Genomic DNA, 26644 nt, shown 5'->3' on the forward strand with positions numbered 1-26644 from the left:
CCACTATTTATCAATTTTTATTCTGTTGTCTCTTACTAGTTTTGCAATAATTTTTCCTACAACTTCATAAAGATCTTCGGGGATATAGTCACCTTCATCTATTTCAGCGTGCATTCTTCTTGCTAAAGGGATGTTTTGTATTATAGGAATATTATTTTCTCTAGCCACTTCTTTCATATATAACGCTAAGTGGTCTACACCTTTAGCGATAACCTTTGGGACTTTATCTCCGTCTTTCTTTTTGTAACGGAGCGCTACTGCGTAGTGAGTCGGGTTTACTATAACTACGGAAGCGTCGGGAACTGTTTTGGCTACCTGCTTTTTCATAATTTCTCTAAACTGAGCTTTTTGTCTGGAACGAACCTCGGGGTTACCCATCTGGTTTTTCATTTCATCCTTAATGTCCTCTTTTTTCATCTTAAGGCCATCTTCGTACTGATATTTTTGAAACAGGTAGTCTGCTATTCCTAAAGCCGTAAAAACAATTCCTAACTTAATTAATAACTCATTTATTATACCTTGAAACTGTTGAAGTGACTCAAACCAAGACAGTAACAGAAGCTCTTGAAATTTATGAGCATTGTTTAAGTAAACGTTGTAGACTACAGCAGATATAATCACAAATACAACTAGATTTTTGACTAGTTCAAAGCCGCTCTTTTTCATATCTGTTATTTGTTTAAAATAATTAGCTGGATTTAATTTTTTAATATTAGGTTTAGCAGCTTCGGGAGAAAATAAAAAACCTACCTGAAGATAATAACCCACTAATGTAAAAATTAAATACATTAAAAAAGCTCCTATAAGAAGAGGCGCGCCTTCTATCGTCATTTCCTTTATAATTTGCGTTGGAGTGGCTTTAACTTGTATTTGTTCAAACATCGTTACCATTATTTTAAAAAATACAGAAACCACATAAGAACTAAAAAAAACAACACCAATAAACAACATTCCATAGTTTAATAAATTACTTAGCTCTTTACTTCTTAGAACCTGCCCCTTTTTCCTGGCATCCTGCCTTCTCTTGGGGGTGGCTTTCTCGGTTCTTCCGTCTTTTGCCACAGGCTCTCACCTACCTTTAACTCTTACGTACAAACATATAGTTCATTGCGTCAAAGAATTTCTCAATTAAATTGTCATTCACTTGTTGAAAAACTACCGTTATTGTAGGGATTGCAACAAAAACAAGCATTATACCTACTAAAATTTTAATTCCAAATACATTTGCTAGAATGTTTATTTTATCAACCGACTTACTCATTAATAGTAGCGCTAAATTCACTAAGAATGTCGCCATCATAAAAGGCAATGCTATTTGCAGTGCACCAAAAAACATATATGTAAATGTTTTTAGTAAAAAGTCTAGTAAGTTTCCTCCCAGTAAAAACTGTTTGGAAATATCAAGACCAAATGAGTATATAAACCCTGCAAATACATCGTTAAAACCGCCTGTAACCAAAAACACTAATACAAACATTAAATAGAACAAACTTGAGAAGACTGTAGTTTGTGTATGGTTGATATCCATAAATGGATTTGAAAAACCAACATCTATATCAACAATTGATCCAGCGATTCTTACAATTGAAACCATTAGTTCTACTACGTAGGCTAAAATTAACCCAACAATGATTTCTAGTAACATCATTGCTAAGAAAGTCCATAGACTATCAACGCCAATAGGCTCCATTCTGTATGCAACAAAAAGGGAAATACCTATTGCAATAGATGCCTTTGCCATAGTTGGGAAACCTGATATTTTAAGGAAAGGTAAAAAATAAATAAATGTTATACTCCTTGCAAGGGCTAATAATACAAGTACCCAATATTGATCAAACGACATATCTTATCTACTCCTTAAAAAATTGTAGGAGCTAACCGTAGCGTTTCTTGAATTAACTGGACCAACTTATCGAACATAATTCCTCCAAACGCTAAGATCATTAAAAATACAACTAACAATTTTGGTGTGAACGATAATGTTTGTTCATTAATTTGTGTCATCGCTTGAAAAATACCTACTACGATAGCTAAAACAAAGGTAATGGCGAGCACCGGAAACAATATAACTAGTGTAGTCATCATATATTGCTGAAAAATATAATTTACATTTGAGACATCCAACCTTCTCACCTCTTTCTTACCTTTATTTTTTTTTGTGAAATCCCTATAATAATTGATGTTTCTCAAAAAAAAGAAAGTGCCCTTTATATGGGCACTTATACTTTTATTCCTTGAACTAATATTTCAATAATTAGTTCGTAACCTCCAGCGGCAAGGAACGTAATTATTTTAATTGGTAAGCTTATTAAGTTTGGTGGTAACATAATCATTCCCAATAACATTAATACAGCGGCAACAATCATATCTATTACAACGAATGCAGCCATAATTAGCACTCCCATACCTAGTGCATCTTGAGTTTGAGTGATAATGTTTGCTAATGTGGCTACTAAGAATGGGACATCTTCTTTTTTATCGATTTTAACATCCGCCAGTTTTGCAGCCATCTTAATATGGTTTTCATCAGCATTATCTACCATAAACTTCTTTAAAGGCTTTTCAGCAATTCCTACTGTTTCTTCAAAGCTTGCTTTTCCATCCTTATAGGGAAGGTAAGCATCATTGTAAATATTCTGGGCAACAGGTGCCATTACAAACATTGTTACAATTAAAGCAAGACCTGTAATAACTTGATTAGGGGGCGCTGTCATTACACCTAATGCTTGTCTGGTTAGAGATAATACAATTACAATCTTAACGTAGCAAGTCATTGTAATAACAATGGCTGGTAGAAATGATAGAAGAGTAATAATAGCGAAGATTTCAACAGATGAAGACAAGTCACCACTTTGGCCAACTTGTAAGTTTATTAGAGAGTCAGTTGTTTCAGCAGCAAAAGCTGGAGTATTAATAAATAATATAGAAAAAAGGAAAGTGGATAGAAGTGAAAAGAGTATTTTATTTTTCATTCTTCAACACTTCTCCTAATGCTTGGAAGGATTCTGTGTGATCTTCTCCCATAACTTCTCTTTCCCATTTCATTTGCTGACTTTCTATCTTTGATGCCTCTAATTTATGAAATGCTACTCCACTTTGCCCATATGAATAAGCAAAGTATTCTTTATCTATTTTTATAATAGAAATCTTTTGTCCAAATCCCATTTGTATACCGTCATCAATTATTTTTACGTGTTCACTCCTCTTCATTCCTGACCACGTTTTTTTACCGCTTTTCTTTAATATGAACCAAATAATTCCTAGTAGTATACAAAAAATAATAAGGATATTTAGAAAGTTCAATAGCATTTAAATTACCTACTTTTTTTATTTTCTTTTCATTTTAATGCAGAAGGTCCCAAACGTTCTCCAGATGGCAAAATATCTACAATACGAACTCCGAAGCAATCATCGACAACTGTAATCTCGCCTTTGGCAAACACGCGATCTCCTACAAGAATATCTACGGGTTCCCCAGCGAATCGATTTAGCTTTACAATATCCCCTTCAGAGATAGCAAGCACAGCTTCAAAAGTCTTTACAACATTTGCAAATACTACTCGAACAGGAAGTTCAACATCTCCAAGCTTTTGAATAGCTTCGAGTGACATACCCTTTGTCTCATCAGATAGCTCTTCAAGAACTACAGGACTAACATTTTTCTCGTCACCCGTTTTATCTAATGTATCTTTATCAAATTTATCACTCATAGTATTGTCCCGCTAAAGCGGTTCCTCCCCTCTAGCCTTCTTTTATTTCAATTGCACTATCTTCTACAGTGCTGTTACTGTCTTTTATTTTTTTAATTTTTTCCTCTTTACCTTCTACGTCTTTAACAATTCCTAAAATTTTAACCGCTGCTTTCCCATCTTTTGCACCTATTTTACCTACAAATTTCTTTTGTCCACCAAAGTGACAAACCATTGGTTTGCTAACTTCATTTAATACTAAAACATCATCTTTATCTAAGGTAAGGAGCTGATTAACTGGCAAATTTAAAACACCCATTTCCACTTCAAAATTACGTTCTATTTGTAGTAAATGGTCATTTAAGTAGAAGATTTGTTCAGGCGGAGTTTCAATTTTTCTATTTTTAAGTACATTATCTGTACTTAAACTTTCAATAAACTGTTCTATAGATAGGAATGGAATAACGATTTGAACTTGAGTATGTTCAGTTCTAACTCTTACATCTAGCGTTATAAGAGCAACCATATCTTGAGGAAGTGTAATTTTTGCATATTGAGGATCGGTTTCTATTCGGTCAATAATATATCTAAAATCCCATACATTTTTAAAGGCTTCTTTTAAAGGTGGATACATATAGTTTTCTACTAGATGTTCTACAGTTATCTTTTCAAAATCAGTAATGTTCTTTTTTACTTTTTCTATTTTTTCAAACACTCCACCACACTGCTTTGAATGAACTGCTAATAAAAAGCCCACATCAAGCTGCAGAATAATCTGTTCTTTGTCACCTAAATTTGTTACTGCGTAAATATGTTCATCTCTTTCTCTTTTTTCAAGATATTCTGAAGCAAAGGGTACCTGTTCTACTTTCTTCACTTCAACCTCTGCTGGCATTCTTAACAATCCTGATAGATCTGTTGCGAAGTTACGAGCAAAGCCGGATAGTAAAGAATCCAAACTTCTTAAATTTTCAAAGCTAAATTTATCGGGGCGGTCAAAGTCATAGACACTAAGACCAAGTTGTTCTAATTTGTCCACTTGGTTTCACCTCACATACTTTTGAAGATGGTTTTTACATTTTTTGCTTTATAGGGTTTAGCGACAAAACGCTTTACACCTAAATCTATACCGGTCTTAATGTTTTCATCTGTTAAACTAACCCCTCCAGATAAAATTACTTCTAAAGAAGGTTCTATTCCTTTTACTTGTCTCAAAAGAGCAATTCCATCTTCTCTTCTCATTTCTAAATCTAAAAACAAGTAGTTGTAAGTACTATTTTTTTGCTGACTTTTTTCTAGTTCGTTAATTAAGTCCTTGCCGCTTTCAACTTCAACAATGATAAATTGACCAATTTGATCTAATATATTCTTTAATAATGTGCGGCTATAAACCATATCGTCACAGATTAATATTTTGGGATACATTTGTTAATCCCCTTTCGTCCATTAGCACTTTGCTAACCCTTAAACTCATTTCTCCATCAACGTTTCTTAAAACGTCCCCATATGCAAAGTATTGGTTGTTAACATAAACCCTCAAGACATTAACAGTCGAATCTTCTAATTTAATAGTTGCGCCTCTTCTCCAAAGTAGAATATCTTCTACAGCTTTATGAGTTTTACCGGCCTCTACAACTATATTTAGCGGAAGATTTTTTAACCACGTTGGATCCTGATTGCTATTCATAGTATTTCACCTACCTTTAATTAAATTGTTTTATTTCTTCAAGAGCTTTTTTTATAGCTCGTTCTATAATAGTAGCCTCATAACTAATAATTTTTTCATTAATTTCTTCTTCGGTTTCTGCTACCGTAAAAACTTTCCCGTTGTCTGTATGTACATTACTTTTGCCGCCAATGCTTTTTTCAACGGTTAAAATATTTCTGTGATTTATTGAGAATTTTGTTTTTTCCTCATCAATTTTTGTTAAATAAATCATAGTAAGCCTCCAAAGATTTAGATTATCTATAAATAAATTTATTGCTTTTCTTGTTTTTCCTTTAAAAAACACCAGGACAAAGCCCTGATGTTTTTTGGAATTATATAGTTAACGGATTAAACCAATTGCAACGTTTAAAATTTGGTCTGCAATAGTAATTGTTTTAGAGTTTGCTGTATACGCTTTTTGGTAGAACATTAACTCTGTTAATTCCTTAGATGTATCAACGTTTGAACCTTCTAAAGAACCAGATTTAATAACCCCTTTATCTCCAAGTCCCGAAACACCAATTTCCGGATCACCAGAGCTAGCACTAGTAGCAAATAAGTTTTCTCCTTCCACAGATAAACCAGAAGGGTTAGCAAATGTTGCAACCGCGACTTGACCAATTTGCTTAACTGAACCATCGCTAAAATAACCGCTAATTACTCCTCTATCTCCAATGCTGTAACCTTTAAGGATAGCGGCTGGGAAACCATCTGAATCCGATACTGAAGTAATATCATCAGCAGCTACTCCTGATAACGAAGTTAAATCTACATTGACAGACATTGCTTTTCCTGTAGTTTGAGGGATGAAATCAATTTGTGCAGTTCCGTTTACTCCTGAACCACTCATTGTTACTAATTTTCCGTATGCATCATATTCAAGAGTTCCTACTTCTCCAACTTGGAAGTTTGCTGTTGATGGTGCTCCGCCTTTTTTATACTCAACGGTAAACCATTGGTTAGTGCCATCATCTAAAGATACAGTTTGGTCAGTATCTGTAACAGTTTTTGTTAAAATTGTTGTGCCTGAAGGGTCTTTTAGCATAATATCAACCGAACCTGGGGTAGCACTTGCAGATGTAGCAATTGAGTAATTACCTTTTTGAACAAGACCAGCAATGTTTAATGACGGCTGGAATGCTACTTGATCAATACTTGCAGATTTTACGAAGTCTTTTGCCGGAGAAGCAATGTAGGCATATTTGCTTGGGGTACTTGATGTCTTAATAAAATTCATATCAATGTCGTGACGAGATCCTAATGAGTCATATGTCGGAATTTGCATTCCGACTACATTACCTACTTCTGAGTTAGCACTTAAGTTACCACCGACTTTGGCGCTTGTCGTTTCTGAAGCTTTTGAAATAGCATTCATATTGATTTCAATTGGCGTAACAGCTGCACCAGTATTAACTTTCCCTGTTAACTGATCAACGTTCCATCCCATTACATACTGACCACCAGAAGAAACTAACTTATTGTCCGAAGAAAGCTCAAATGCTCCATCTCGAGTATAATATCTATCATCACCGTTACTATCACCTACAACAAAGTATCCATTGCCCGAAATAGCTAAGTCTGTAGTACGTCCAGTACTATTTAAGCTACCTTGCCCTTGGTCAATAGCAACACCTTTCATTTTTGAACCATTACCTAACGCAATTGCGTTTGTTCCCGCATATTTGTCGCTAGTTGAAGTGGCTGCTTTCATTTCTTGATAGTACATATCTTCAAATAAAGCTTGCTTTGTTTTATAACCATTAGTTCGTGCGTTTGCTATATTATTCCCTGCAACTGATAAACCATCTGACATTGCTTTCATACCTGCAATACCCTGATAAAAAGAACGTAACATCTGTAATTCACCTCTAATTAAAAAGAAAACTAAGTAAACCTAAATGATTGTATGTATAAACTATGTTTTGTACTCAATAGAACATAATATCTAGATTAGTATAATGTCATTTATTTAAGCCTCGGTAACGCCAATTATTTGATTAACGTTATACGAGTCGCCATTCATTAATTCAAACACAACATTTTCTCCATCTTTTCCAACTGAAAGAACTTGACCTTCTGTGGATTCATTATTGTCATTTTGAACTTTTACAGTTTTTCCAATAAGGTCTAAGAATTGACCGACTGGATTTTGACTTTGAATAGATGATGCTAAATCTTTAAGTATTTCTTTCATATTCATTGTGTTTTGAATTTCAGTTAATTGAGTGAGCTGTCCCATCATTTCACTGTTAGACATTGGTGACATAGGGTCCTGATTTTTTAAACCTTCTATAAATAATTTTAAGAAGCCCTCTTCGTCTATTGAAGATGCGTCATTTTTTGTGTTTGTAGTCGTATTTGATGTATCCGCTGTATTGCCAATATTTGAAGCTGTATTGCCAATATTTGAAGTTGTATAGTTATTTAGCGGATTGATTGTGCTGTCTACCATCTTTATGACCTCCCTGTTGCTGTTGATTATTTTTTTGATTTTCTTTTTCCTCATCGCTGTTATCATCATTATCTTTCTTGTTATCCTGTTCTTGTTTTATATCTACTTTGACTTCAATTCCTTTTTCCTTCATTTCACTTTGTATTTCAGCAAGTATGATATTTAGGTTATCCGTCATTTTATCTGTAACTTTAGCTTCAATAAGAATAAAAGAGTCTTTCTTTTCTACTAGTATTCTTAACTGCTCATCCTGTTCCTTTAATAACATTGACACTTTTTGTTTGTTCTCAATTCTAAAATCTGCAAGTTTATCTATCTCTTGCTTAAAAGAATTTACCCAATCATCAAGCTTTAATTGTGATTTCTTTTCACTAGTAACTTGCCAGTTGTTATATTCTGTCTCGGAGTGAGAAATATGCTTTGGTTCAAGAGAATCTAGCTCTAATCTGTGTTTTTTTAATTCTGAAAATATATCTTCTTCTTTAGAAGGCTCTACTGATGTTTTGCTACCCATCTTTGCTGAAAAATTATTTTGATTTTTATTCTTATTATCAACGTGCTCTTTGGTGCTTAAGCTGTTGATTTTTGTGCTAAGTGCTATCTCTTGTTCGTTATCAACATCAGAATTATTGAAAAGGTCAATTTCAGCATTAGAGCTCAGCTTGCTAGAATTCCCATCTGTTTTTCCCTCTAACTTTTCTACTTTTTGATATTCAAGTGCTGTCGTATTATTGGTTGGAATATCCTTGTTTTTTAAATTTATTTCTTTTTGCACCTTTTTACTGTTATTAGCTATGCTTTGCTTATCGCTATTCTTTAAAGAGTTTTCATCTAATTTAAGATTACTTGCTTCTAAGTTATCTTTGTTTAAGCTATCCTTATTTTTAATATCTTTGTTTATATTCACTTCTTTAACTAAATTTACACCTTTAAGAGCACTCTCTCTTTCAGATAAATTAAATTCAATTTTTTGATTAATGCTCTTCTCAATTTTTCTAATTAGTTCTTTAAATTCTTTAACAGGTACTTCAAGACTTAAATTACTTTCTTTATTAACAAGCTCTTTTTTTAGTGCAAATATGTCTTTTAACTGAATAGATGTTTCATCAGAATTAGATTTCAACTTATTAGCTTTTAGCAATTCATTTATTGCTTCTGTAACCGCTATTTTATCTTTTGAGCTAGTCATTTTTTCTTCTAATTCAATTAATTTTTTAGCTGATATTAATACATTTTCTTTAGAAGAGGTGGATTGCTTAGATACCTCTTTCTTTCCTTGTAAGTTTTGATTAAATAAAATTTCAAAAATATCTTTTTTGTTCTTACCTTTGCTTGTGCTTGCATTTTGGACGTTATTAGTTTGACTCTGATTTAATTCAACCTTCAAATGTTCCACCTTCTTTCTCTAAAAAACGTTTTGAAACATAGTCACTTTGAATTAATTTAAGTTCTTTTGTTGTTTTCATCTCTTCTAGTTCTTTTTCCTTTTTTTCTTTTTGCTCATTTATCTTCTCTTTTCTGTTTTTAATTCTTAGATATTCTCTTTTTAGAAGCAAAATCTCTTTATTTACCACTTCTAATTGTTTATTAATTTTTTCTTTATCGATGCTACTTATTTCAGTGTTTAAAATAAGAATGGAGGGAGAGATTTGCTTCTCTTCCTCCATTAAAGTCTTAATACGCTTTTGTAATTCCTTTTCTCTTTCAAAAAAGCTTTCCAACTCTCTCTTCTTTACATTCTTTTCTTGAAGCATCTTTTCTAATGTGGTTTGCTCTTGTTGCACTTTTATTAAAGCTAATTCATAAACATTTTTCTTCAAATGATTTTCCCCTATCTAACAATATCGTTCATCATTTGTAATGTTTCCTGCTTATCATATGATTCCTTTATGTCTTGTCTTAATAGTTCATTAATTCTTTTATTTAGGAACACCGACTTATCAATTTCAACATCTTTTCCTTTTTCTATTAAACCCAAATTGTATTGGTCTTCAATCTCGTTGTATATGCTCAAATACTTCTTAATACTTCTTGCTGATTTCCAGTGATTTTCATCAACGACTTCTTGCATTACACGAGAAACTGATGCTAATACATCAATAGCAGGGAAGTGATTTCTATCTGCTAATTTTCTTGTTAACACAATATGTCCGTCTAATATACCTCGTGCCATATCAGGAATAGGACCATTAAAATCATCATTTTCCACTAAAACGGTATAAATGCCTGTAATAGAACCTCTTTCGTTGTTACCCGATCTCTCAAGCAAGCGTTGCAAACTAGGTTCCATACCCAAAGTTCTACCACCGCCTAGCGGTATATCTCCATTCGCAATATCTAAAACACGCCTCGCCATTGCATATCTTGTTACAGAGTCCATCATTAATAAAACGCGTTTTCCCTTTTCACGAAATTCTTCTGCAATCCTAGTTGCTAATTCCGCTGCTTTTATTTGCATTAGTGAAGATTCATTAGAAGTAGAAACCACTACCACGGATCTTTTCATTCCCTCTTCCCCTAATTCTCTTTCTATAAATTCTCTTACCTCACGCCCACGTTCTCCAATTAAAGCTATAACATTGACATCTTCTGTGGATTGTTTTGTTAAGAGTCCCAATAGTGTAGATTTCCCCACACCTGTACCAGCGAAAATCCCTATTTTTTGACCTCTACCGATTGTAAGAAAGCCATCTATAGCTTTAATTTTCGTTTCTATAGCTTCTTTAATCCTAGCTCTCTTCAAAGGGCTTGGAGGTTTACCTGCTGATTCCCACCGAACCTTATTTTTAAAGCGATACCCTTCTATGGATTCGCCATAAGCATCTAGCACATTACCAAGTAACTCATAGGGGTTTTCTGGTAACTCTATTTCATTAGAAGCTGGATATAATTTATCTCCTCTCACTAATTGATCACTTGTACTTAAAGGCATTAAAACATTGGTTTCCTCTTTAATGCCAACTACTTCAAATTTAAGCTTACTCTCTCTTTTTTCAAAAATAGACCCAATCGGTACGACTGGGCCTTTTGTTATTACAAAGTTTTCATACACTGCTTGAACTACTGCCGCTCTTGAGAGTAATGTATTATGTTGTATTTGTTCTTTAAGTTTCGCTAAGGAGGTCATTGTTTTCTACCCACTCCTCAATAATTTTTTTTAGGTTTTCAATTTTATTTTGTACAGTAGAATCAATCCATTCTGACTCTGTTTCAACTAGAACATCTAAATACGATAAAGTTGGATCAGAAATCCATTCAATTTTTCTTTCATCCCATTTTTGAGAGTCAATCTTTCTTTTTACATCTGGGTTAACACGCACCCATATTGTTTTACTTTTATCGTTTACTTCGCTAATGGATTGTCTAATTACTGCCGCCACATCTTCTGGTTGAATTTCAACTTGATTTACCAGGATATTTTCAACAGCAGAAATTAGAATAGTCACAATATCATTTTCATTAATCTTGATCCATTCTCGCTTCTTATCATCTAATAAAGCTTTTTGTTCTATTAAATATGAATTTGCCTGTTGATATAATTCAAACACTTTCTCAAATTCAACAGATAACTCTTCCTTCACTTTTGCTTCTAATTCCGGCCTTAGTTCATTTAATGCTTGTTCTTTTCCTTCAATAAAGGCGTTTTCTCTTATAAGATTTGCCTCTTGCTTTACCTTATCTAATTCCACACTGCGGTAGCTATCTATTTCCTTTTGAAACTCTTCAAGTCTCTTGCGTGAAGTTTTTGAATAATAGTCATCTTGAAAAGAGGCTAGATGTTCATCAACGTGAACTGCTTTTTCTTGACGATTTGTTCTTTTTATAATTTTCGAATTAGAAAATGACATCTCCGCCACCTCTATCAATTACGATTTCTTTATTTCTTTCCATTTCTTTTACTTGGTTTGCGATAACTTGCTGTGCTTCCTCAGAATCATCGCGTCTAATAGGTCCTAAACCTTCAAGTTCTTCTTCTAAGATGTCTTTACGCTGCTTCGGCAAAGAAGACATAATCTTCTCTTTAAGCTCTGGACTAGCCGTTTTAATTGCTTTAGCAATCATTTCATTATCAGTAATGGTAGAGAACACTTTTTGCATTGATCGTGAATCCAATAGACCAATGTCTTCAAAAACAAACATATTGTTTTTAATTGTCTTAGCCAATTCTGGATTTTTATCTTCCAATGCTTCAAAGAATGTTCTTTCAGTTGCACGAGTAACTCCGTTTAAAATTGCTACGATATTTTTTAGACCATTTGTTTCAGGAGAAGCATCTGAGAAATGGAAACTTTGAATTTTCTTCCCTAAGTATTCTTCCCACTTCTGTAGCACCGATGGATTCGTTTGTCCCATCATAGCAATGCCTTCACCTACATCACGCATTTTTTCTTTTGGTAAAGTTGATAGTAATTCTGCTGCCATATTTGGACGCATATAGCTTGCCATTAAAGCAATTAACTGAGGTTCTTCGTTTAAAAGAAGGGCAACTATTGGAGAAACATCTTTTAGAGTTTTCAGGGACTCAAATAAGTTATTATCATCATTAAATAAATTCTGTAGAATATGCTCTCTCTCTTCTTCCGAAAGAATACCTTCCATAATGTCCATTGCTCTCTCAATACCAGCTTCAATTAGACCTGAAGGACTACCCTTTAAGATATTGACGTACTCTAATACAGATGCTTCAACATCATCAAAATCAGTTACTTTAAGACGCCCAATGGATTTCACCAAGTCGCGTTTCTCCACGTCTCTTAAGTGAACAAAAACTTCTCTTGCCGTATCTAAGGGTAAAAAGCCCATTATAATAGCGGCTTTTTCCGGACCAGTCAAAGGTCTATCCATTAAAATTCCCCTCCTACGCAATAGGCCGACCAAAAGGCCAGCCTATTTTTATTTTTTCATAATCTTACTAATAACTTCTGCAGTTTCTTTTGGATAACGACTAGCAACGTTATTTGTTAAATCGCGCAAGTCTTTTTGCTCTTGAGTCCATTCAATTTCTAATGTTCCATCCAAGCTCTGCACCATTTCTTCTTCTAACTCACTAGGGGCACTAAATGAAATAGTTTCTTCTTTTTCTTTTATGCTCTCGCTGTTGTTTGTGGTTGAAGCATTATCTTTAGAATTAATTAGTTCCTTGTTCGATACGACTTTATTCTTTTTGGAGCGGCGCGCTAAGAATATAATTATAATGACAAGAACAAGTAGAACTAATCCAGCGGCTGCGTAAGCGTACCAAGGAAGACTTTCAATAAATCCTTTTTCTACTTCTTTTTCTGTAGTAGTTCCTGTTACTAACTCCTCAGCAAATTTCTTTTTAGTCACTTTTACAGAGCCATTGTTATACACTGCTTTGTCATTCGCTACTCTTTGGACTGTTCCTGTTAAACCAGAGGCAACAGCTACCATTTCTTCTGCGTCATATAAGTCAGGCTGTGTTAAACGAGTATCATTAAACCAAACAGAAATATTCGTGTTTCTAAGTTCTGGTTGTTTAATAATCTTTTCTACCGTTTCTCCAACGGCAAAATTTTCTATGATACTGTCTTTGTCCTCGACATCAAGAATTTTACTTGAGTCTACTTTACTCATATCATAATTTGGCACTTCGCCATTTTCATCCGTCCCAGGTACCGTTACATCATCACCTGATATTTTTCGAATTTTACTCGGATTCTGTTCTTTTGATACAAGTGTTCCTTCTGGATCATATTTCTTTATATTCCTTGCAATTTCATCAAAATTAATATCTACATTCACAATAACTTTAACTCTACCGTAAACTTCTGATAGTGCTGATTCCAATTCCGATTCCATTTTCCTTTTTGTCTCTTCTACAATTTGACGTTGCTTGGTCAAACTCGTATCTTTTGTATTTGATGAAGAAAGGAGATTGAAGTTCTGATCTACTACTTGTACATCTGAGGCTTTAACGTTACTAATTGCTCCAGCTACATATGCTTGAACTGCTTTTACTTGTTCTGGAGTTAATTCATAACCTGAGCGTAGTTTTAAAGCAACTGAAACTTGCGTAGCGTTTTTCTTATCGTCAAAGATACTTTTTTCTTCTGGTTTAGGAAGCTTAACATCTGCTGTAGCAATACCTTCAAACATTCCTTCTAAACTACTGTCCAGCTCTTTTTGTAAAGCGTTTTGATACTGAACATCCTTGTCATATTTAGTAGCACCTAGACTCATACTATTAAAAATATCTAATCCACCTGACGAACCGCCTTCAGGCAACCCTTCAAGGGCAAGATCTTTCTTTAGTTTAACTACGTCTCCGTCAACCTTTAGAGCTTGTGTATTTGGGTCAACAGTATAGTCAATCCCCTTGTTGGACAAGTACTTTTCAATTTCTGTTTGATCTTTTTCTTGCAAACCAGAGTAAAGAACTTGATATTTATCAGGCATAAAGAAACTAAAAAATATAAAAATGATTACCGCTAATCCTACCGTGCCGATGGCTAGCTTAATAGGAAAGCCTATGTTTTTCCACTTCTGTTTCAGCATTTGGGCACGCTGGTTCATTCTATCAACACCTTACCTATTCTAGATTTGCATATTAAATAGTTGGTTTACGCCTTGAACCACTTTGTCTCTAACAGAAGCAGCAAAAGACATTTGTAATTCAGCCTCCTGAAGAGCAATTAAAGCTCCGTGAGAGTTTTCAGACCGTCCCATTAATACATCAGCCATCTCAGTTTTAGCAGCAACTTGTGTTTTTTCCATTGCTGAAAAAGAATCTAAAATTTGTTCAAACATAGCAGGATTTGCTTTTTGCTCCACTCCTGTTTCACTCAAGGCTTGATTTACTTTTAACTCAACAGGTGACAGACTTGTTAAAACCATATTTAACACCTCTCTTCAATTTTTATTAGACCTTACCGATGTCATATTCTTTTTCCATTACTTTCTTCGATGCACTTAGCACTGTAGCATTAGCTTCATAACCACGCTGAGCCATTAATAAATCAGTCATTTCAGATGTCATATTAATATCTGGGTATGACACATAACCTTCTTTATTTGCATCTGGATGATCAGGATCATATACCAATCTAGTATTGTTATCTTGAACTACCTTAGAAACTTGAATACCATCTCCAAGTTCTTGGTTCATTACATCATCAAACTTTTCTTTCCCTTCAAAAACAACTGATTGGCGTTTATACGGACTGCCATCTTTTGTTCTTGTTGTGTTAATATTGGCAAGGTTATTACTGATTGATTCCATCCATTCTTTATGAGCCGTCATTCCTGAACCACTAATATCTAATAGACTGTACATCTGCTACACCCCTTTTAACGTCCAATTGCGATTTTGATTAGTGAGAATTCTTTATTTATTGCGTTAACACTATTGGTAAACATAGAGTTATTTTTCAACATATTAATCATTTCAACAGTCTGATTTACGTTGTTTCCATCCACTCTTGATGAACCATCACTTGTCTCAACTTCTTTATAAGCCGGTAGACTAAGTGGAGACGAATGGTTGGTTATATGTTTTTCATTTGTTGTGTTTAACGGAATTCCTGATTCACTATTGACAATTTGTTCAAAACGTAAGGTTTTAGCCTTGTAACCAGGCGTATTATAATTAGAAATGTTGTCAGCAATTACTTTTCTATTAACAGAAGAGTAGTCCATTACATCATTTACATAAGGTATAAAGTCTCCAAACAATATCTGACACCCCTTTCCAAAAAAAAGACGGGTTTCATTTTGTTTATTCTTAAGCTTTTTATTTTCTCCTTATTTTTAGGTTATAAAAAAAGAAACAGAGGAATAGTCATTCATATAATTTGAATGTTCCTCTATTTCTATTTAATTGCTCTTCTTCTAAAATTTTTTCCTGCAAAGCTTCTGATTTCTGTTTTAACAAATTGTTTAATTTTTCATCAGTTTCTAATATCCAATAAAGAACATCTTTACGGTCTGGTTCATTATAAGTTTTAAGCCATTTTTCTCTGTCTAAAAGGATTGCATCAAGTTTTATATGGTCTTCCATTGACTTTGCTTGCGTTATTGTTTCCTCTAACTGATGGTGAAACCTTTCAGCGATTTGGTTCATCCGGTTCATTCCTAACTATGTATTCATCTTCATTTTTTACTGTATACTCATTTTCATTATCATCTCTCATACCTGCAAATCCTTCATACAAATTATCTATAACCGTATCTGACTCTTCAAGAATTTGATTAAACCTATTTTCATTGAAAGTATCTTCTTCAATTGTTAATAAAATTTCTTCGTATCCCTGCATTAACCATTGGTAGTGTATTGAAACCCTCTCTACAGTAGGATTAATAATATCCCTATTTAGTGACATATCCAATTCTTCCAAAAGATGAATAGAATTAATAAGCCTTTCTTTAATACCTTCAAAATTTTCTATTTTAAAATATTTTCTCATATTTAAACTGTTAAGTTGGATTTTTTTTATCATTTTGAGGACTAAATCTTTGGGGTTGTAAGAGGCTGAACCAAGCATACTATAATCCGAATTATTCAATTAAATATCATCCCTTCTTCCTGAAAAGCATCAGCTATTATCATTAGTTGTCGTTGTTATTTTTCAAACCCAAAGCTGCATTGATATAATCGCTTTGCTTAGACATACTTCCCATCATCGTTTCAAAAGTAGCATACTTTTGAATCATTGCCTCTTTTTGTTGCTCGAACTGATTATCGTAGCGGTCTAGCGTATCTTGAATTCTTTTAATTCGATTATTTAAACCATCTATCTCAGTCTGTACCAAACCTGATGATTTACTATAATTATCAATTACGTTGTACAGTTGACCTGAGAATCCATCTTTACCAAGCATCTGTTGAGCTTTTTGTGGATCTGAATTATACATTTCTCGGAGTTTTGTTTGATCAAAAGTTAGAGAACCATTTTTGGCATCCTTGTTTAAGCTAATCCCCAGATCGTATAACATTGAACCTCCATTATTAACTCCATATAGGAGATTGTTCATTTCTCTTTTTAGATTTCTAGGAATGCCTTCGCCTTGTAGAACTCCTTTTTCTCCTCCTAAGCTATTAATGTTGTTAATTGTAGAATTGTAAGCATTAATAACAGCAGTTACTTTTTCCACTAATTGATCGGCACTTCGAGAAACATTAACGTCAATATTGCTTGTTGTCTCCTTTGTAAAGTTGAGTGTAAGACCATCTATCTCAGTGTAGCTGTTTTCGTTACTAGTAATTTGAATATCATTAATAGTAAAGATAGCTCCTTTTGCTGGCTGTAATTCATTTTTAATAGCTCCACCTTGAGTTAGACCTAACGTTTCCCAAGCAGGTGAGTCACTAAACTTAATTACATTGTCTGTTCCAGACTGTTTTGAAGTTAAAACTAATTTATTATTTAATACGACTGCATCTACACCATAATCTCCGCTATTAATTTCTTTTGCAATTCCCTTTAAATCCATATCAGCAGTAATAGTCAAATCTTTTCCGTTTAATTGGACTTTTTCATCAATACTAAGAGGCCCTTCAGAAACTTGATCACTCATTAACCTTTGTTTTGTTGCCAATTGCTGTACACTCACTGAATATGATGTATCTAATGCATTCCCTGTTGCACTTGCTGTGAAAAAACCTTCTTCGGATAACTTAACATCCTTACCACCAGTGTTTAAATCCTTCAAATCTGTAACAATTTTATTAAAGTTTGTTAAAGAGTTTTGTAGTGCTGTCCAAGTTTGTTTCTCCGATTCATAATCTGATTTTTTAGTTTCAAATGGTTTCTGTCTTAGCTTTAAAATGTTTAATTCTGCTTCCAAAATTGATTTTGTATCCCATTGTGAACCTAAACCAAAAATTTGCATTCGATCCCCATATGAAGTTATCTTAGCGTTATCAAATGAACTAGTTGCCATATAATATATCCCTCCAGTCTAAATAGCTTTTAAATATAATCTAAAATAGAATTCTGCATCATTTTCAGACTACTTTGGATAGTAGCCTGGTATATTGACTGCATATATGAAAAATCAGAAATAGCTGCGGTCATATCTACGTCATCATTCTCTTGTCTTTTGACAGATAAATCTAACTTTACTTGGCTGTATGATTCATTAAGGAGTTCTACGGATTGAGTTTGAACGCCAATTTTTGCACGCTTATCAATAAAATTATTACTTTCCGCTTGTACACCGCCTAACGCTGATTCAATACCATCTTGATCATTATTTTTCAAAGCATCTCTTAACTTAATCAGTTCATTTAAAGCGGGAAGAAAAACTTGTTCAGCAGATTGTGTGACCTTGACATTAACATCATCAGAAACCCTAACTGACATATCCTTGTCATTACCGTTATAAGTGAATGTTGTTCCATTATAATCAATAGGTTTTACGTTTATTTTCTCTCCGCTAAACATATATCTGTCTAAATGTTGAGAATTGGCTAAGCCTACAACTTGCTTTATAATTTCTTCTACTGAATTAGAAAGTGTTATTCTGTCTGAGTCGCTATATGTACCGTTGGCTCCTTTAATACCTATCTCTTTTGCTTCATCTAGAGCTGTTGATGCTGAATCAAATGCTACATCCATATATTGAAGCAAACTTTTTGTATCATTCGCATTTGCTTGATACTGATTTAATCGACTTTCCGTTACATCCATAAGCATTGAACGATTTACACGAACAGGATCATCGCTCACTCGGCTAAATTGTTTACCAGTTGCAATTTGTTGTTGCTTTTTCACGCTTTCAGTTTCAATTTTTGTAAGGTAATGTTGCGTCATTTGAAATTTATCGTAACCTGTTACTCTCATCTACTCCACCTCCACCAAAAAGGAGAAATACTTATTAATACATTTAAATAATAGAGAACAATTGATCTAACATATCTTTAGTAGTTGATAATGTTTTTGCATTTGCTTGATAAAATTTTTGTACCATTAAAAGATTAGACATTTCTTCATCAACATTGACTCCTTGAACCTCTTGTCTCTGACTCTCTAAGGATTTTTGTATATCTGTATGTATCTCTTCATTCTGTTTAGCGATATTTAAATCCATTGCTAAACGAGAAGTATATTCTTGATAAAAGTTTGCTGGCGGCTTACTGTCCATAAATGGCTTTTCTTTTAAGTCTGCAATTGCTTTTGCAAGGTCGCTGTTACCAATAACTCCATTCTCCGAACTAAGAGCAAGCTTTTCAGGATTTAATTCTAAAACTGCATTAATTTTAATTGTTCTGCTATCAGTTCCTTGAAAGAAGTCTAACCCAGTAGATCCATCCATACCGTAACCGCTATTATGTATCGTATTAACTTCGTTAATTAGATTGTTAACTAACTTATTTAAATCGTTCTGATACGTAGCAATATATCCGTTTCTTGTATTTAATGTACCTGCTAAGGAACCAGCTTTAGGTTTGAATTGCACGTCAGAAGCTCCCAAAACCCATTCGTCTCTTTCTTTAACGTACATTGCTTTTACATCATACGTGTTTGTACCAGCTAACAAAGTTGCATTGCCTACTTTAATAGTCATATCTTGTGGCTTTGTCGTGTACTTAACCTGTACATCTACATAAGAAGAAAGCTCATCTAAATATTTATCTCGCTCATCCATTAAAGCATTTGGTTTATCAGTTTGAACATTCTCTATTCTCTTGTTTACATCTGCTATCTTTTTTAACAACTGATTGACCTGAGTAATTTCAGTAGTTAATTTTTGATCAGTCTGGTTTTTAACCTCGTCCAACTGTTGAGTTACACCTCTCAATTTATCAGATAGCATTTTGCCTGAATAAATTGCGCCCAAGCGATAAGAACTTTGTTCTGGAAATTTGCTTACTTCTTCAAAAGAATTAAAGAAGTTTTGCATTAAGTCGGAAATAGAGTTCTCACCTGTTTCATTAAAAACTGTCTCTATATTTGACAATACATCTTTAGCAGCACTGTAATAGCCAATTGATCCTAATTCAGTTCTAGATTGCTGAATAAATAATTCATCACGAATCCTCGAAATTTCTTCTACTATAGCGCCAGAACCTAATTGAGAATTTACACCGGAAGTACCTTGAGTAATTCCGACTACATTAACTTCTGCGCGTTGACGAGCATAGCTGCTATTTTGCGCATTAGCAATGTTGTTTTGTGCCACTGATATCATTTTTTCTCCAACACTTAAACCTGTTAAAGCTACATTAAAATCCAATCCCATATTATAGATTCCCCTCTCGAGTCATTAAAGGTCTTCGTTCAATAGCATAGGGCCATTCATCTGATATTGTTCTCTTTGAACCGCTTCAAACATAAATTCTAGTTCTTTTCCTTTTACTTCAATAAAAGACTTTGCAAACTCTATATTTCTTTTTAAATAAAATTGAAACTGTTGTATCTTGCTTAACATTTTTTCAAGCTCGTATTGTACAAGCATTTTCTCTTCACCATCTGGATAAATATCTAAAATTGCCTCAATTCGTCTATCATCTAAATTTAGAGAATTAGCTTTTTCTTTAACGAGATGAATTAAATATATTTCAGCTCTTTCTTTTAGAGCGTATAACTCCTGCAGTTGTTCTTCTAGGCTATCCTTTGTTTTGTAGTCTTTTGTTTTTAAAGCGTTAAATATCAAATTTGTGTTTTTAGCTAACACTTCATATACACTTGAGAGACTCTGAATTGCCTCCACTATTTCTTTCATTTAACTTCCCCCGTTTACAAAAATGGTTTATTTCTTAAGAAAAGAATTATACCCTTCAAATACCTGTGTTCTTTCCTCATTATTTTTTTCCTCTAATAAAAAAACCTCTCTTTTTAAAGAAAGGTTTTTTACACAGTCAATTCAAATAGCAAACCTTGTATATTGCCGGTCTGTCTTAAAATTTCAAGTCTTCCCATCTGGCTATCTACAAGCTTATCTGTTAGTTTATCAATTTTATCATCTACTGCCTTAAGAACTTGAATTCTTTTTGTGTATACGCCATCTCTTGTAGTGTGCTCTTTTAAATACAGGTCGTTATTTACGTAGTAATCTAAAAATTTCTTTACTGAATCCTTATACATATCTAAGTTATCCTTGGTAATATCCTGTTCTAATTTATCCTTCATATCTTCTATAGAATGAATCCATTGTTCTAAAGTTTCTGTTCGTTCTGTTCCATCAATTTCTTTGGTTTTTAAAGCTTCTTCGAATTTATCGGCTTTTTCTTTTATTTCAGAAGTGTTAAAAGGCTTTGCCTCTACAAATCGTTCAATTTTCCCTAAAAAAAGCTCGTTAGGTATCTTAATATTCAAAGCATATCACCGCCTATTTTTTATTTAAAACACTTTTAGTATTTCTTATCTTTTTAAGAGCGGCTTAAAAATATCCTGAAAAATCACTTGAAATAATTCTAGATAAAAAAACGAGTCATAAAGACCCGTCATTAGTTTATAAGGAATTTACATAAAAATGTTGAAACTAAGTTGCTTTTGGTTATGAATAGAAGTTTCTTCTTCTATAATATCCAGTTTATTACCTTCAAAAGAATGTACATCTTTTATAATATCCTTCTTATCGTTTTCAGTGAGTGGTAATTCTTCGCTGACATCCTGCTTAACCTTTATAATAGTTGACACTTCTTTTGTGACACTTGACTTTTCATTTTCACAAGTCAATAAATCATCTATACTAAGTTGCCCATCGCTATTAGTAGATGCTGTTTTTTTAATAACAAGATTCTCTGTATTCTCAACAATCAATACCTCATCACCGCTAACTGGTTCGCAGTTTTGAAGAGTTGTAGCTTCATTTTCAAGAATTGAAATTGCCGAAACAGGAAAATTGTATGCTTGTTCGCTAACTTCATTTGAAGTAACCAATGTATAATCTTGTTCTATTTCCTTTAGTTGGTTTAAAAACTCAACAATTGGTTTAGATATAACCTTGGCCATAAGTACAGGTACAGCATTACCAATTTGTTTATACAACTTATCAATTTTTGTGCTTCGAGCTACGTCCTCTGTTCCGTAATTAAATTTAAACCAGTCTGGAAATGTTTGAATACGCGCTGCCTCTTTAACTGAAATTCTTCTTTCACTTTTCCCATCGTTTGCAAACTTCCAATGTTGCGAATCTATTTTAATCATCGGATCTCCCTCGGGATGTACAGGGGATTGTCTTGCGCTAGCTTGAATTGTATAAGAATATTGATTCCAATTCTTTTTGCGATTCCTCCCCATAAATTGGCTAGAAGCTGTTCCTTCATAACCCCAGCCCGGATTTTCTCTTAAATCCCAAATAGCTCTTCTAAGAGTCGCAAAAGGTTTTAAACCTAAACCTTCTCCGTGAGTAGGTTCAGGAAAGTTATAAACGAAATCTAAATCCTTTCTTACTCCTACCATTACTACCCGTTCACGAGTTTGGGGAACGCCATAATCACGACTATCTAACAATTTTGCGTAAATGTTATATCCAGCAGCAGCAAAATCTGCTTTAATTTGCCTATAAGCTTCTCCCTTACCTAATGTTAATAAGCCCTTTACATTTTCTGCAATAAAGACTTTAGGTTGTGCTTGTAACAGTGCGCGACAACAATGAATATACATAAAGTTTCTTTTGTCATCTATCATACGCGGACCGCCCAGCGAAAATCCGGGACAGGGAAAACCAAACGTATACAAATCAGCTTTTGGAAAATTTTTAAGCTTTTTGATATTTGCTTTTTGAGCTACTGTATCTTTAAAGTTCATAGAATACGTATTAATCGCTTCAGTGAACGCGTCTGTAGCATACACCGTGTGTAGAACGCTGCTATCTTGAATTTGGTCAAATACTTCTTTATTAGCAATGTTTACTTTTTTATTCATACCAACTTCAATACCAGACCATAATACACCAAGATCTAAACCACCCGCTCCACAAAACAGTGAAACGTGACTAAACTTATTTTTCTTATAAGTTATTGGAGGAAGATCAATTGTTCTTTTCCCGCTTTTTTCTTCTGATACCTTCTTACTTAAAATTGCTTTTACTTCGTTAATATTTGTCATTTGTTCATTCTCTTTTCGAATGTTTTTTAATTTAACAGACGAAAAGGATAAGAAAGAAATCCAGAGCTTGAGTGACAAACCCCAAGTATGCCTTTGACTGTCCTGCTCTTCTTTCTTTTACATCAGTACAGATATTTCCGTATCCACACCGTTTCTCTTGTCAGTGAGAAAAAGCCTTATAGACGCTTATAACCTGCTCTAGCAGGATTGAATAAACATAACAAAATGATTATTAACAATGTGTTTTTCTACTAGTTTTTTCACTTTGTCTTCACCTTTCTGAAAGAAAATTATTAAATAATAATCAGACAGAATGGTAAGAAATGATCGTGTGTTGGAAGTGACTAGCTTCCTCAACTTGTTCGCAATGACAAGTTTACTCCTAACCATTTTCTTTTATATCAATATAAGTTGTTTATATCGTCTCTTTTGTCAATAAAGAGAAAGCAATTTACGACTGCTTATAACCTGTAATTACAGGATTTTAAGACAAAAAAGTATGTAGTAATTGGTTTTTTCCATATGAATTATTGCTCCTTTTTAATGCTTATTTCAAAGAGTTTAATACAAAAAAATTACTTGTTGGAAAAAACATAAAAAAAGGAGAACGATTTATAATTAATCGCTCTCCTTTTAAACACACATAACTATTTAAAAACACTTGCAAGTCCATTGAATAACTTTTCAAAGATGCTAAAAACATTATCTCCGATAGCAGCGAATAGCTTTGCAAAACCATCCGGACCAGTTTTAAAGATCTCCTTAAACTGCTGCTGGTACCATTCAATATTCCACATACCTTTAGACTCTAGGTAATCTTTAAAGAAAAATATATCTTTAAATTCATATTTGTAAAACACGAAGATTGCGAGCAACAGCAATAATAGATATCTTATATATGTTAAGTCCATTGTTAATCTTATTAGTAATAAATAAGTAGCAATTGATAAGATAAGTACGACTACAAAATAAATAGAATGGTTTTCTAAGCCAATACTTTTAAACCATTCAAAAGGTATTAACGTAGCATATGTTCTATACGTAAATAGAATGAAAAATAACCAAAGAAATCTAACTGATAAACCTAAAACCGCTACTATAGCAATAATATAAGCGGCTATTGTGGCTATAATCACATAATTCGCCACCTTTCATTGAAAGAAAAATAGTAAGTATATATTTAACTTGTATATATACTTTGTTGCGAATAGCAAAATGCTTATTAGTATCATAGTTCAGATTTCTAAGAAGTAAAGAAGATTTCTAAGCTTCCTACTTTCTATAAAAAAGATGGATATTATCCATCTTTTTTTATTCTTCAGCTCCTGATATACAGAGTTGATGTTCAAAATCATTTGCTGTAATTTTAACTAACGTTTTATTCTGTCCAACGTACATCAAGGCTTCCCCTCGTTCCGCTGTTCTCAGCAAACCTTTTTCACTTTCTGTAATACCTAAAACCGCTTCTAAATAATGCAATTCATTTGGGTTCTGTTTAAGTAGGATCTGCATACTTGTATTGGATATAATACTTTCTCCACCGTTCTCCATAAAATCTCGAACGTTTTGAGAAACAATTGATACAACTATCTTCCATAAGGTTCGCTACAACCTTATGCGTTCATCTATGAACTGCTCACAGTCGCCTGCGAAATGTTGAGACTATATCTTCATCCTAAATAGAGTATTTTCTACATAGGAGCTCCCCGTTACGGATACCAAAAGCTTGTATCCTCTCGACAATATAATATTACACTGTCAGTTAGTCGTTGCACCTTCTTATGATGTCATAAGCTTGGCTCAGGATTGTCTTATTATCATACAAACGAATAAGAGTTTCCCTGAATTAAAGGAGTGATCGATACGCATTACTGCGTAAAGGAGCTATCTAATTAACCCCGCATTAAATTTACGTGCAGTTTTTGCTACTTTTTCTAAGAACCTACCCGAAGACTCGTTTTTAAGCATTATCCAAGCTTCATCAACAATAATTAAACGGCGCTTTTTATCACCAGATTTAATTTTGTTCCAAATAAACTCTAAACATATAAACATAGCAACATCGGTCATACTTTGTTCTAAGTCTCTAATACCGAATACAACAAAATCATTATTTAGATCAACGTTTGTTTCTCCGTTAAATAAATCCATAACACCATTAACAAACGGTTCTAATTCTTTTGCTATCTCTGATGAATCTTTTATTTCTCTCATAGAAGTGTCCAAGTCAGATAGCGTTGGCATTTTTTGCGAGCTGTTTCCTACCATAATGAATTCCTCGTTAATTACTAATTCATCTTCGGCATTCATTTGGTAACCAGCATCGGTAATTCCAAATCTTTCGTACATTTTTTGAATTGCATATAAGATTGCCCGCTTTTCATTTGCGCTTAGTTTTTTATCTTTACCTAGCATTACTTGAATGATTAGGAATACGTCCATAATCTTTGTGGATAGAAAACTCCGTGCGTCTTCTTCTAATTCCACATCAGCGGTTATTTCAAGAGGATTGATTCTATCTTTGGAATTGGAGCTTAAATTAATAAACTGTCCTCCCAAACTTTCGGTTATTGCGCGGTACTCATTTTGAGGATCAATAACAATTACTCGTGTACCCATTAAATAGTGTCTAATAGCTTCTAGTTTTACAAAATATGATTTCGTTCTACCCCAGCTTTCGCTGTATTTATATCTAGGGACTAGACTATCCAATATTCACTTACTAATATCTTTTTTTGCACACTAATTAAACCTCCTTCTTATAGAAGCAGGTGTCCAGTTTCCGTTGTTTTTTTATTATAAGGAATCTCCCATTATAGTCGTTGAACCTTCCCCTAAGTTTTTTAGGAGCTTGGATGCTGATTATCCATTGGTACATTTAATTCATTTTTAAGCATTCACGCTCGTCGTTGCCAACCACGTTGTAGCTGAATTAACTTTAGGACTTTCCAGCAGTTTAGAGAGTTATTCGACTACCATTACTGATAGAAGGGGCTAGTTATTAACCCGCACCACTAGTTGCTAGTGTTACACTATTAAATGAATTCAATTTAAATCGATCAAACATTACAAGTGAGTTATTAATTTGGTTAATACCATATAGGATTGGTACGCCTTCGGTATTAGTTAACTCTGCGCTAACTAACGGAAAGCAAGTAGACAGAGATTCTGTATCAAAGTTACGTGTTTTTCTAATCCTATCGTCATTTAGCGGCAATACTGTCATAAACCCTTTATCTTGCTGCAGCACAGCAATTCTAGTTGTCAACTGCATTGAACCACACAATGACTCTACTTCCTCAGTTAATTGGTCTAAGTCATCTACATACCTAGCGCTTACTGAAATATATATGGCCTGATAAAAGAATCTTGATATACCAGTATGAAGCTTATCTCGGAGATCCTCTGCATCCTCCAAAGCAGTTACAACTTCAACATCTGTAATTCTGCCATTTCGGTCATCCATCGAAATTGTAGACATATACTGCCCTATTCTTCTATTTAATGTCTTAATAACTTTAGTTCTAGACCAAGGAGTAATGTGTAGGGAAATGTCTATGTTTGCATCATAAGAATAAAGTGAGTCTAACCATCCCATCCTTACTGTTCTAGGATACCCTACTACTACAAAGGTACGAACTAATCTATTACCTACTACGTAAAATGTTTTTTCATTTTGAATAGTATCTGGAGCAATTAAATCATTTATTTTGTTTTCGCCTCTTGATAAAATATCTGTTTGTATGCCCTCCTGTTTTTTTGTATTTCTATTACCAAACAA

Annotated in this window: 33 protein-coding genes; all 33 read right to left on the reverse strand. The window is 33.6% G+C overall.

Annotated elements, in window-relative coordinates:
- Positions 1 to 3: 3 nt before the first annotated feature.
- The 33 genes from WKH56_RS09670 to WKH56_RS09830 all read right to left on the reverse strand — a co-directional run bounded on the left by WKH56_RS09670 (position 4) and on the right by WKH56_RS09830 (position 26644).
- Positions 4 to 1062, reverse strand: a complete 1059-nt coding sequence (locus WKH56_RS09670; protein ID WP_342835464.1) for an EscU/YscU/HrcU family type III secretion system export apparatus switch protein — start codon at positions 1060 to 1062, stop codon at positions 4 to 6.
- A gap of 16 nt (positions 1063 to 1078) precedes the next feature.
- Entirely contained in the window at positions 1079 to 1843 is a 765-nt protein-coding gene (locus tag WKH56_RS09675) for a flagellar biosynthetic protein FliR (protein WP_342835465.1), read from the reverse strand.
- A gap of 14 nt (positions 1844 to 1857) precedes the next feature.
- Entirely contained in the window at positions 1858 to 2124 is a 267-nt protein-coding gene (locus WKH56_RS09680) for a flagellar biosynthetic protein FliQ (RefSeq protein ID WP_316911011.1), read from the reverse strand.
- A gap of 95 nt (positions 2125 to 2219) precedes the next feature.
- Positions 2220 to 2972, reverse strand: a complete 753-nt coding sequence (locus WKH56_RS09685) for a flagellar type III secretion system pore protein FliP (protein WP_316911010.1) — start codon at positions 2970 to 2972, stop codon at positions 2220 to 2222.
- Entirely contained in the window at positions 2962 to 3210 is a 249-nt protein-coding gene (locus WKH56_RS09690; RefSeq protein ID WP_316911009.1) for a nuclear hormone receptor family protein, read from the reverse strand. Before WKH56_RS09690 ends, WKH56_RS09685 begins: the two co-directional genes overlap by 11 nt.
- 128 nt (positions 3211 to 3338) lie before the next feature.
- Positions 3339 to 3710, reverse strand: coding sequence for a FliM/FliN family flagellar motor switch protein (locus WKH56_RS09695; protein ID WP_316911008.1), 372 nt, complete (start codon positions 3708 to 3710; stop codon positions 3339 to 3341).
- 31 nt (positions 3711 to 3741) lie between these two features.
- On the reverse strand, positions 3742 to 4728 hold the full coding sequence (locus tag WKH56_RS09700) for a flagellar motor switch protein FliM (protein ID WP_342835466.1): 987 nt from the start codon (positions 4726 to 4728) through the stop codon (positions 3742 to 3744).
- A gap of 11 nt (positions 4729 to 4739) precedes the next feature.
- Positions 4740 to 5114, reverse strand: a complete 375-nt coding sequence (locus tag WKH56_RS09705) for a response regulator transcription factor (protein ID WP_316911006.1) — start codon at positions 5112 to 5114, stop codon at positions 4740 to 4742.
- The gene (locus WKH56_RS09710; protein ID WP_316911005.1) at positions 5089 to 5376 is read right to left on the reverse strand and encodes a FliM/FliN family flagellar motor switch protein; all 288 of its coding nucleotides are present in this window, start codon (positions 5374 to 5376) and stop codon (positions 5089 to 5091) included. The genes WKH56_RS09705 and WKH56_RS09710 overlap by 26 nt, the downstream gene beginning before the upstream one ends.
- Before the next feature lie 16 nt (positions 5377 to 5392).
- Positions 5393 to 5629, reverse strand: coding sequence for a flagellar FlbD family protein (locus WKH56_RS09715; RefSeq protein WP_316911004.1), 237 nt, complete (start codon positions 5627 to 5629; stop codon positions 5393 to 5395).
- Between the two features lie 108 nt (positions 5630 to 5737).
- Positions 5738 to 7252, reverse strand: a complete 1515-nt coding sequence (locus tag WKH56_RS09720) for a flagellar hook protein FlgE (RefSeq protein WP_316911003.1) — start codon at positions 7250 to 7252, stop codon at positions 5738 to 5740.
- Positions 7253 to 7366: 114 nt separating this feature from the next.
- On the reverse strand, positions 7367 to 7849 hold the full coding sequence (locus WKH56_RS09725; protein ID WP_342835467.1) for a flagellar hook assembly protein FlgD: 483 nt from the start codon (positions 7847 to 7849) through the stop codon (positions 7367 to 7369).
- Complete coding sequence (locus tag WKH56_RS09730; protein WP_342835468.1) at positions 7818 to 9236, reverse strand: hypothetical protein; 1419 nt, start codon at positions 9234 to 9236, stop codon at positions 7818 to 7820. Before WKH56_RS09730 ends, WKH56_RS09725 begins: the two co-directional genes overlap by 32 nt.
- A complete protein-coding gene (locus tag WKH56_RS09735) occupies positions 9226 to 9669 on the reverse strand; it encodes a hypothetical protein (RefSeq protein WP_316911000.1) in 444 nt (147 codons plus the stop codon). Before WKH56_RS09735 ends, WKH56_RS09730 begins: the two co-directional genes overlap by 11 nt.
- An 11-nt stretch (positions 9670 to 9680) precedes the next feature.
- A complete protein-coding gene (locus WKH56_RS09740; protein ID WP_342835469.1) occupies positions 9681 to 10976 on the reverse strand; it encodes a FliI/YscN family ATPase in 1296 nt (431 codons plus the stop codon).
- Positions 10954 to 11697 (reverse strand): FliH/SctL family protein, encoded by a 744-nt coding sequence (locus tag WKH56_RS09745; RefSeq protein WP_342835470.1) that lies wholly within the window; start codon positions 11695 to 11697, stop codon positions 10954 to 10956. Before WKH56_RS09745 ends, WKH56_RS09740 begins: the two co-directional genes overlap by 23 nt.
- Positions 11684 to 12694 (reverse strand): flagellar motor switch protein FliG, encoded by a 1011-nt coding sequence (locus tag WKH56_RS09750; RefSeq protein ID WP_342835471.1) that lies wholly within the window; start codon positions 12692 to 12694, stop codon positions 11684 to 11686. Before WKH56_RS09750 ends, WKH56_RS09745 begins: the two co-directional genes overlap by 14 nt.
- A gap of 48 nt (positions 12695 to 12742) precedes the next feature.
- Positions 12743 to 14383: a flagellar basal-body MS-ring/collar protein FliF gene (gene fliF / locus WKH56_RS09755; RefSeq protein ID WP_342835472.1), complete on the reverse strand. Its 1641-nt coding sequence runs from the start codon at positions 14381 to 14383 to the stop codon at positions 12743 to 12745.
- A gap of 21 nt (positions 14384 to 14404) precedes the next feature.
- On the reverse strand, positions 14405 to 14704 hold the full coding sequence (gene fliE / locus WKH56_RS09760) for a flagellar hook-basal body complex protein FliE (RefSeq protein WP_316910995.1): 300 nt from the start codon (positions 14702 to 14704) through the stop codon (positions 14405 to 14407).
- Positions 14705 to 14729: 25 nt separating this feature from the next.
- Positions 14730 to 15143 (reverse strand): flagellar basal body rod protein FlgC, encoded by a 414-nt coding sequence (gene flgC / locus WKH56_RS09765; protein ID WP_316910994.1) that lies wholly within the window; start codon positions 15141 to 15143, stop codon positions 14730 to 14732.
- Between the two features lie 14 nt (positions 15144 to 15157).
- Positions 15158 to 15541, reverse strand: a complete 384-nt coding sequence (gene flgB, locus WKH56_RS09770) for a flagellar basal body rod protein FlgB (protein WP_342835473.1) — start codon at positions 15539 to 15541, stop codon at positions 15158 to 15160.
- A 106-nt stretch (positions 15542 to 15647) separates the two neighbouring features.
- A complete protein-coding gene (locus WKH56_RS09775) occupies positions 15648 to 15929 on the reverse strand; it encodes a hypothetical protein (protein WP_342835474.1) in 282 nt (93 codons plus the stop codon).
- A complete protein-coding gene (locus WKH56_RS09780; RefSeq protein WP_342835475.1) occupies positions 15913 to 16371 on the reverse strand; it encodes a hypothetical protein in 459 nt (152 codons plus the stop codon). The genes WKH56_RS09775 and WKH56_RS09780 overlap by 17 nt, the downstream gene beginning before the upstream one ends.
- 43 nt (positions 16372 to 16414) lie before the next feature.
- Positions 16415 to 17749: a flagellar filament capping protein FliD gene (fliD, locus tag WKH56_RS09785; protein ID WP_342835476.1), complete on the reverse strand. Its 1335-nt coding sequence runs from the start codon at positions 17747 to 17749 to the stop codon at positions 16415 to 16417.
- A 29-nt stretch (positions 17750 to 17778) separates the two neighbouring features.
- Positions 17779 to 18651, reverse strand: coding sequence for a flagellar hook-associated protein FlgL (gene flgL / locus WKH56_RS09790; protein ID WP_342835477.1), 873 nt, complete (start codon positions 18649 to 18651; stop codon positions 17779 to 17781).
- Between the two features lie 43 nt (positions 18652 to 18694).
- Positions 18695 to 20050, reverse strand: coding sequence for a flagellar hook-associated protein FlgK (gene flgK / locus WKH56_RS09795; RefSeq protein WP_342835478.1), 1356 nt, complete (start codon positions 20048 to 20050; stop codon positions 18695 to 18697).
- Between the two features lie 24 nt (positions 20051 to 20074).
- Positions 20075 to 20533: a hypothetical protein gene (locus tag WKH56_RS09800; RefSeq protein WP_342835479.1), complete on the reverse strand. Its 459-nt coding sequence runs from the start codon at positions 20531 to 20533 to the stop codon at positions 20075 to 20077.
- Between the two features lie 128 nt (positions 20534 to 20661).
- Positions 20662 to 21126, reverse strand: a complete 465-nt coding sequence (locus WKH56_RS09805) for a DUF327 family protein (RefSeq protein WP_342835480.1) — start codon at positions 21124 to 21126, stop codon at positions 20662 to 20664.
- Between the two features lie 147 nt (positions 21127 to 21273).
- Positions 21274 to 22863, reverse strand: coding sequence for a DNA cytosine methyltransferase (locus tag WKH56_RS09810; protein WP_342835481.1), 1590 nt, complete (start codon positions 22861 to 22863; stop codon positions 21274 to 21276).
- Between the two features lie 647 nt (positions 22864 to 23510).
- Positions 23511 to 23999, reverse strand: coding sequence for a hypothetical protein (locus tag WKH56_RS09815; protein WP_316910982.1), 489 nt, complete (start codon positions 23997 to 23999; stop codon positions 23511 to 23513).
- A gap of 175 nt (positions 24000 to 24174) precedes the next feature.
- Entirely contained in the window at positions 24175 to 24414 is a 240-nt protein-coding gene (locus WKH56_RS09820) for a hypothetical protein (protein WP_316910981.1), read from the reverse strand.
- Between the two features lie 333 nt (positions 24415 to 24747).
- Positions 24748 to 25575 (reverse strand): VirB4 family type IV secretion system protein, encoded by an 828-nt coding sequence (locus tag WKH56_RS09825; RefSeq protein ID WP_342835482.1) that lies wholly within the window; start codon positions 25573 to 25575, stop codon positions 24748 to 24750.
- Between the two features lie 289 nt (positions 25576 to 25864).
- Positions 25865 to 26644, reverse strand: a complete 780-nt coding sequence (locus tag WKH56_RS09830; protein ID WP_316910979.1) for a hypothetical protein — start codon at positions 26642 to 26644, stop codon at positions 25865 to 25867.

The organism is Priestia sp. SB1, assembly GCF_038898415.1.

Bases quoted from the DNA above. Each gene is read 5' to 3' on its own strand.
- WKH56_RS09725 (WP_342835467.1), bottom strand. From the start codon at position 7,849: ATGGTAGACAGCACAATCAATCCGCTAAATAACTATACAACTTCAAAT.
- flgC (WP_316910994.1), bottom strand. From the start codon at position 15,143: ATGTACAGTCTATTAGATATTAGTGGTTCAGGAATGACGGCTCATAAA.
- WKH56_RS09685 (WP_316911010.1), bottom strand. From the start codon at position 2,972: ATGAAAAATAAAATACTCTTTTCACTTCTATCCACTTTCCTTTTTTCT.
- WKH56_RS09740 (WP_342835469.1), bottom strand. From the start codon at position 10,976: ATGACCTCCTTAGCGAAACTTAAAGAACAAATACAACATAATACATTA.
- WKH56_RS09775 (WP_342835474.1), bottom strand. From the start codon at position 15,929: ATGAACCAAATCGCTGAAAGGTTTCACCATCAGTTAGAGGAAACAATA.
- WKH56_RS09800 (WP_342835479.1), bottom strand. From the start codon at position 20,533: ATGAAAGAAATAGTGGAGGCAATTCAGAGTCTCTCAAGTGTATATGAA.
- WKH56_RS09750 (WP_342835471.1), bottom strand. From the start codon at position 12,694: ATGGATAGACCTTTGACTGGTCCGGAAAAAGCCGCTATTATAATGGGC.
- WKH56_RS09715 (WP_316911004.1), bottom strand. From the start codon at position 5,629: ATGATTTATTTAACAAAAATTGATGAGGAAAAAACAAAATTCTCAATA.
- WKH56_RS09690 (WP_316911009.1), bottom strand. From the start codon at position 3,210: ATGAAGAGGAGTGAACACGTAAAAATAATTGATGACGGTATACAAATG.
- WKH56_RS09695 (WP_316911008.1), bottom strand. From the start codon at position 3,710: ATGAGTGATAAATTTGATAAAGATACATTAGATAAAACGGGTGACGAG.
- WKH56_RS09820 (WP_316910981.1), bottom strand. From the start codon at position 24,414: ATGGAGAACGGTGGAGAAAGTATTATATCCAATACAAGTATGCAGATC.
- WKH56_RS09675 (WP_342835465.1), bottom strand. From the start codon at position 1,843: ATGTCGTTTGATCAATATTGGGTACTTGTATTATTAGCCCTTGCAAGG.
- WKH56_RS09810 (WP_342835481.1), bottom strand. From the start codon at position 22,863: ATGACAAATATTAACGAAGTAAAAGCAATTTTAAGTAAGAAGGTATCA.
- fliF (WP_342835472.1), bottom strand. From the start codon at position 14,383: ATGAACCAGCGTGCCCAAATGCTGAAACAGAAGTGGAAAAACATAGGC.
- flgL (WP_342835477.1), bottom strand. From the start codon at position 18,651: ATGAGAGTAACAGGTTACGATAAATTTCAAATGACGCAACATTACCTT.
- fliE (WP_316910995.1), bottom strand. From the start codon at position 14,704: ATGGTTTTAACAAGTCTGTCACCTGTTGAGTTAAAAGTAAATCAAGCC.
- WKH56_RS09710 (WP_316911005.1), bottom strand. From the start codon at position 5,376: ATGAATAGCAATCAGGATCCAACGTGGTTAAAAAATCTTCCGCTAAAT.
- WKH56_RS09745 (WP_342835470.1), bottom strand. From the start codon at position 11,697: ATGTCATTTTCTAATTCGAAAATTATAAAAAGAACAAATCGTCAAGAA.
- fliD (WP_342835476.1), bottom strand. From the start codon at position 17,749: ATGGCAACTAGTTCATTTGATAACGCTAAGATAACTTCATATGGGGAT.
- flgK (WP_342835478.1), bottom strand. From the start codon at position 20,050: ATGGGATTGGATTTTAATGTAGCTTTAACAGGTTTAAGTGTTGGAGAA.
- WKH56_RS09705 (WP_316911006.1), bottom strand. From the start codon at position 5,114: ATGTATCCCAAAATATTAATCTGTGACGATATGGTTTATAGCCGCACA.
- WKH56_RS09720 (WP_316911003.1), bottom strand. From the start codon at position 7,252: ATGTTACGTTCTTTTTATCAGGGTATTGCAGGTATGAAAGCAATGTCA.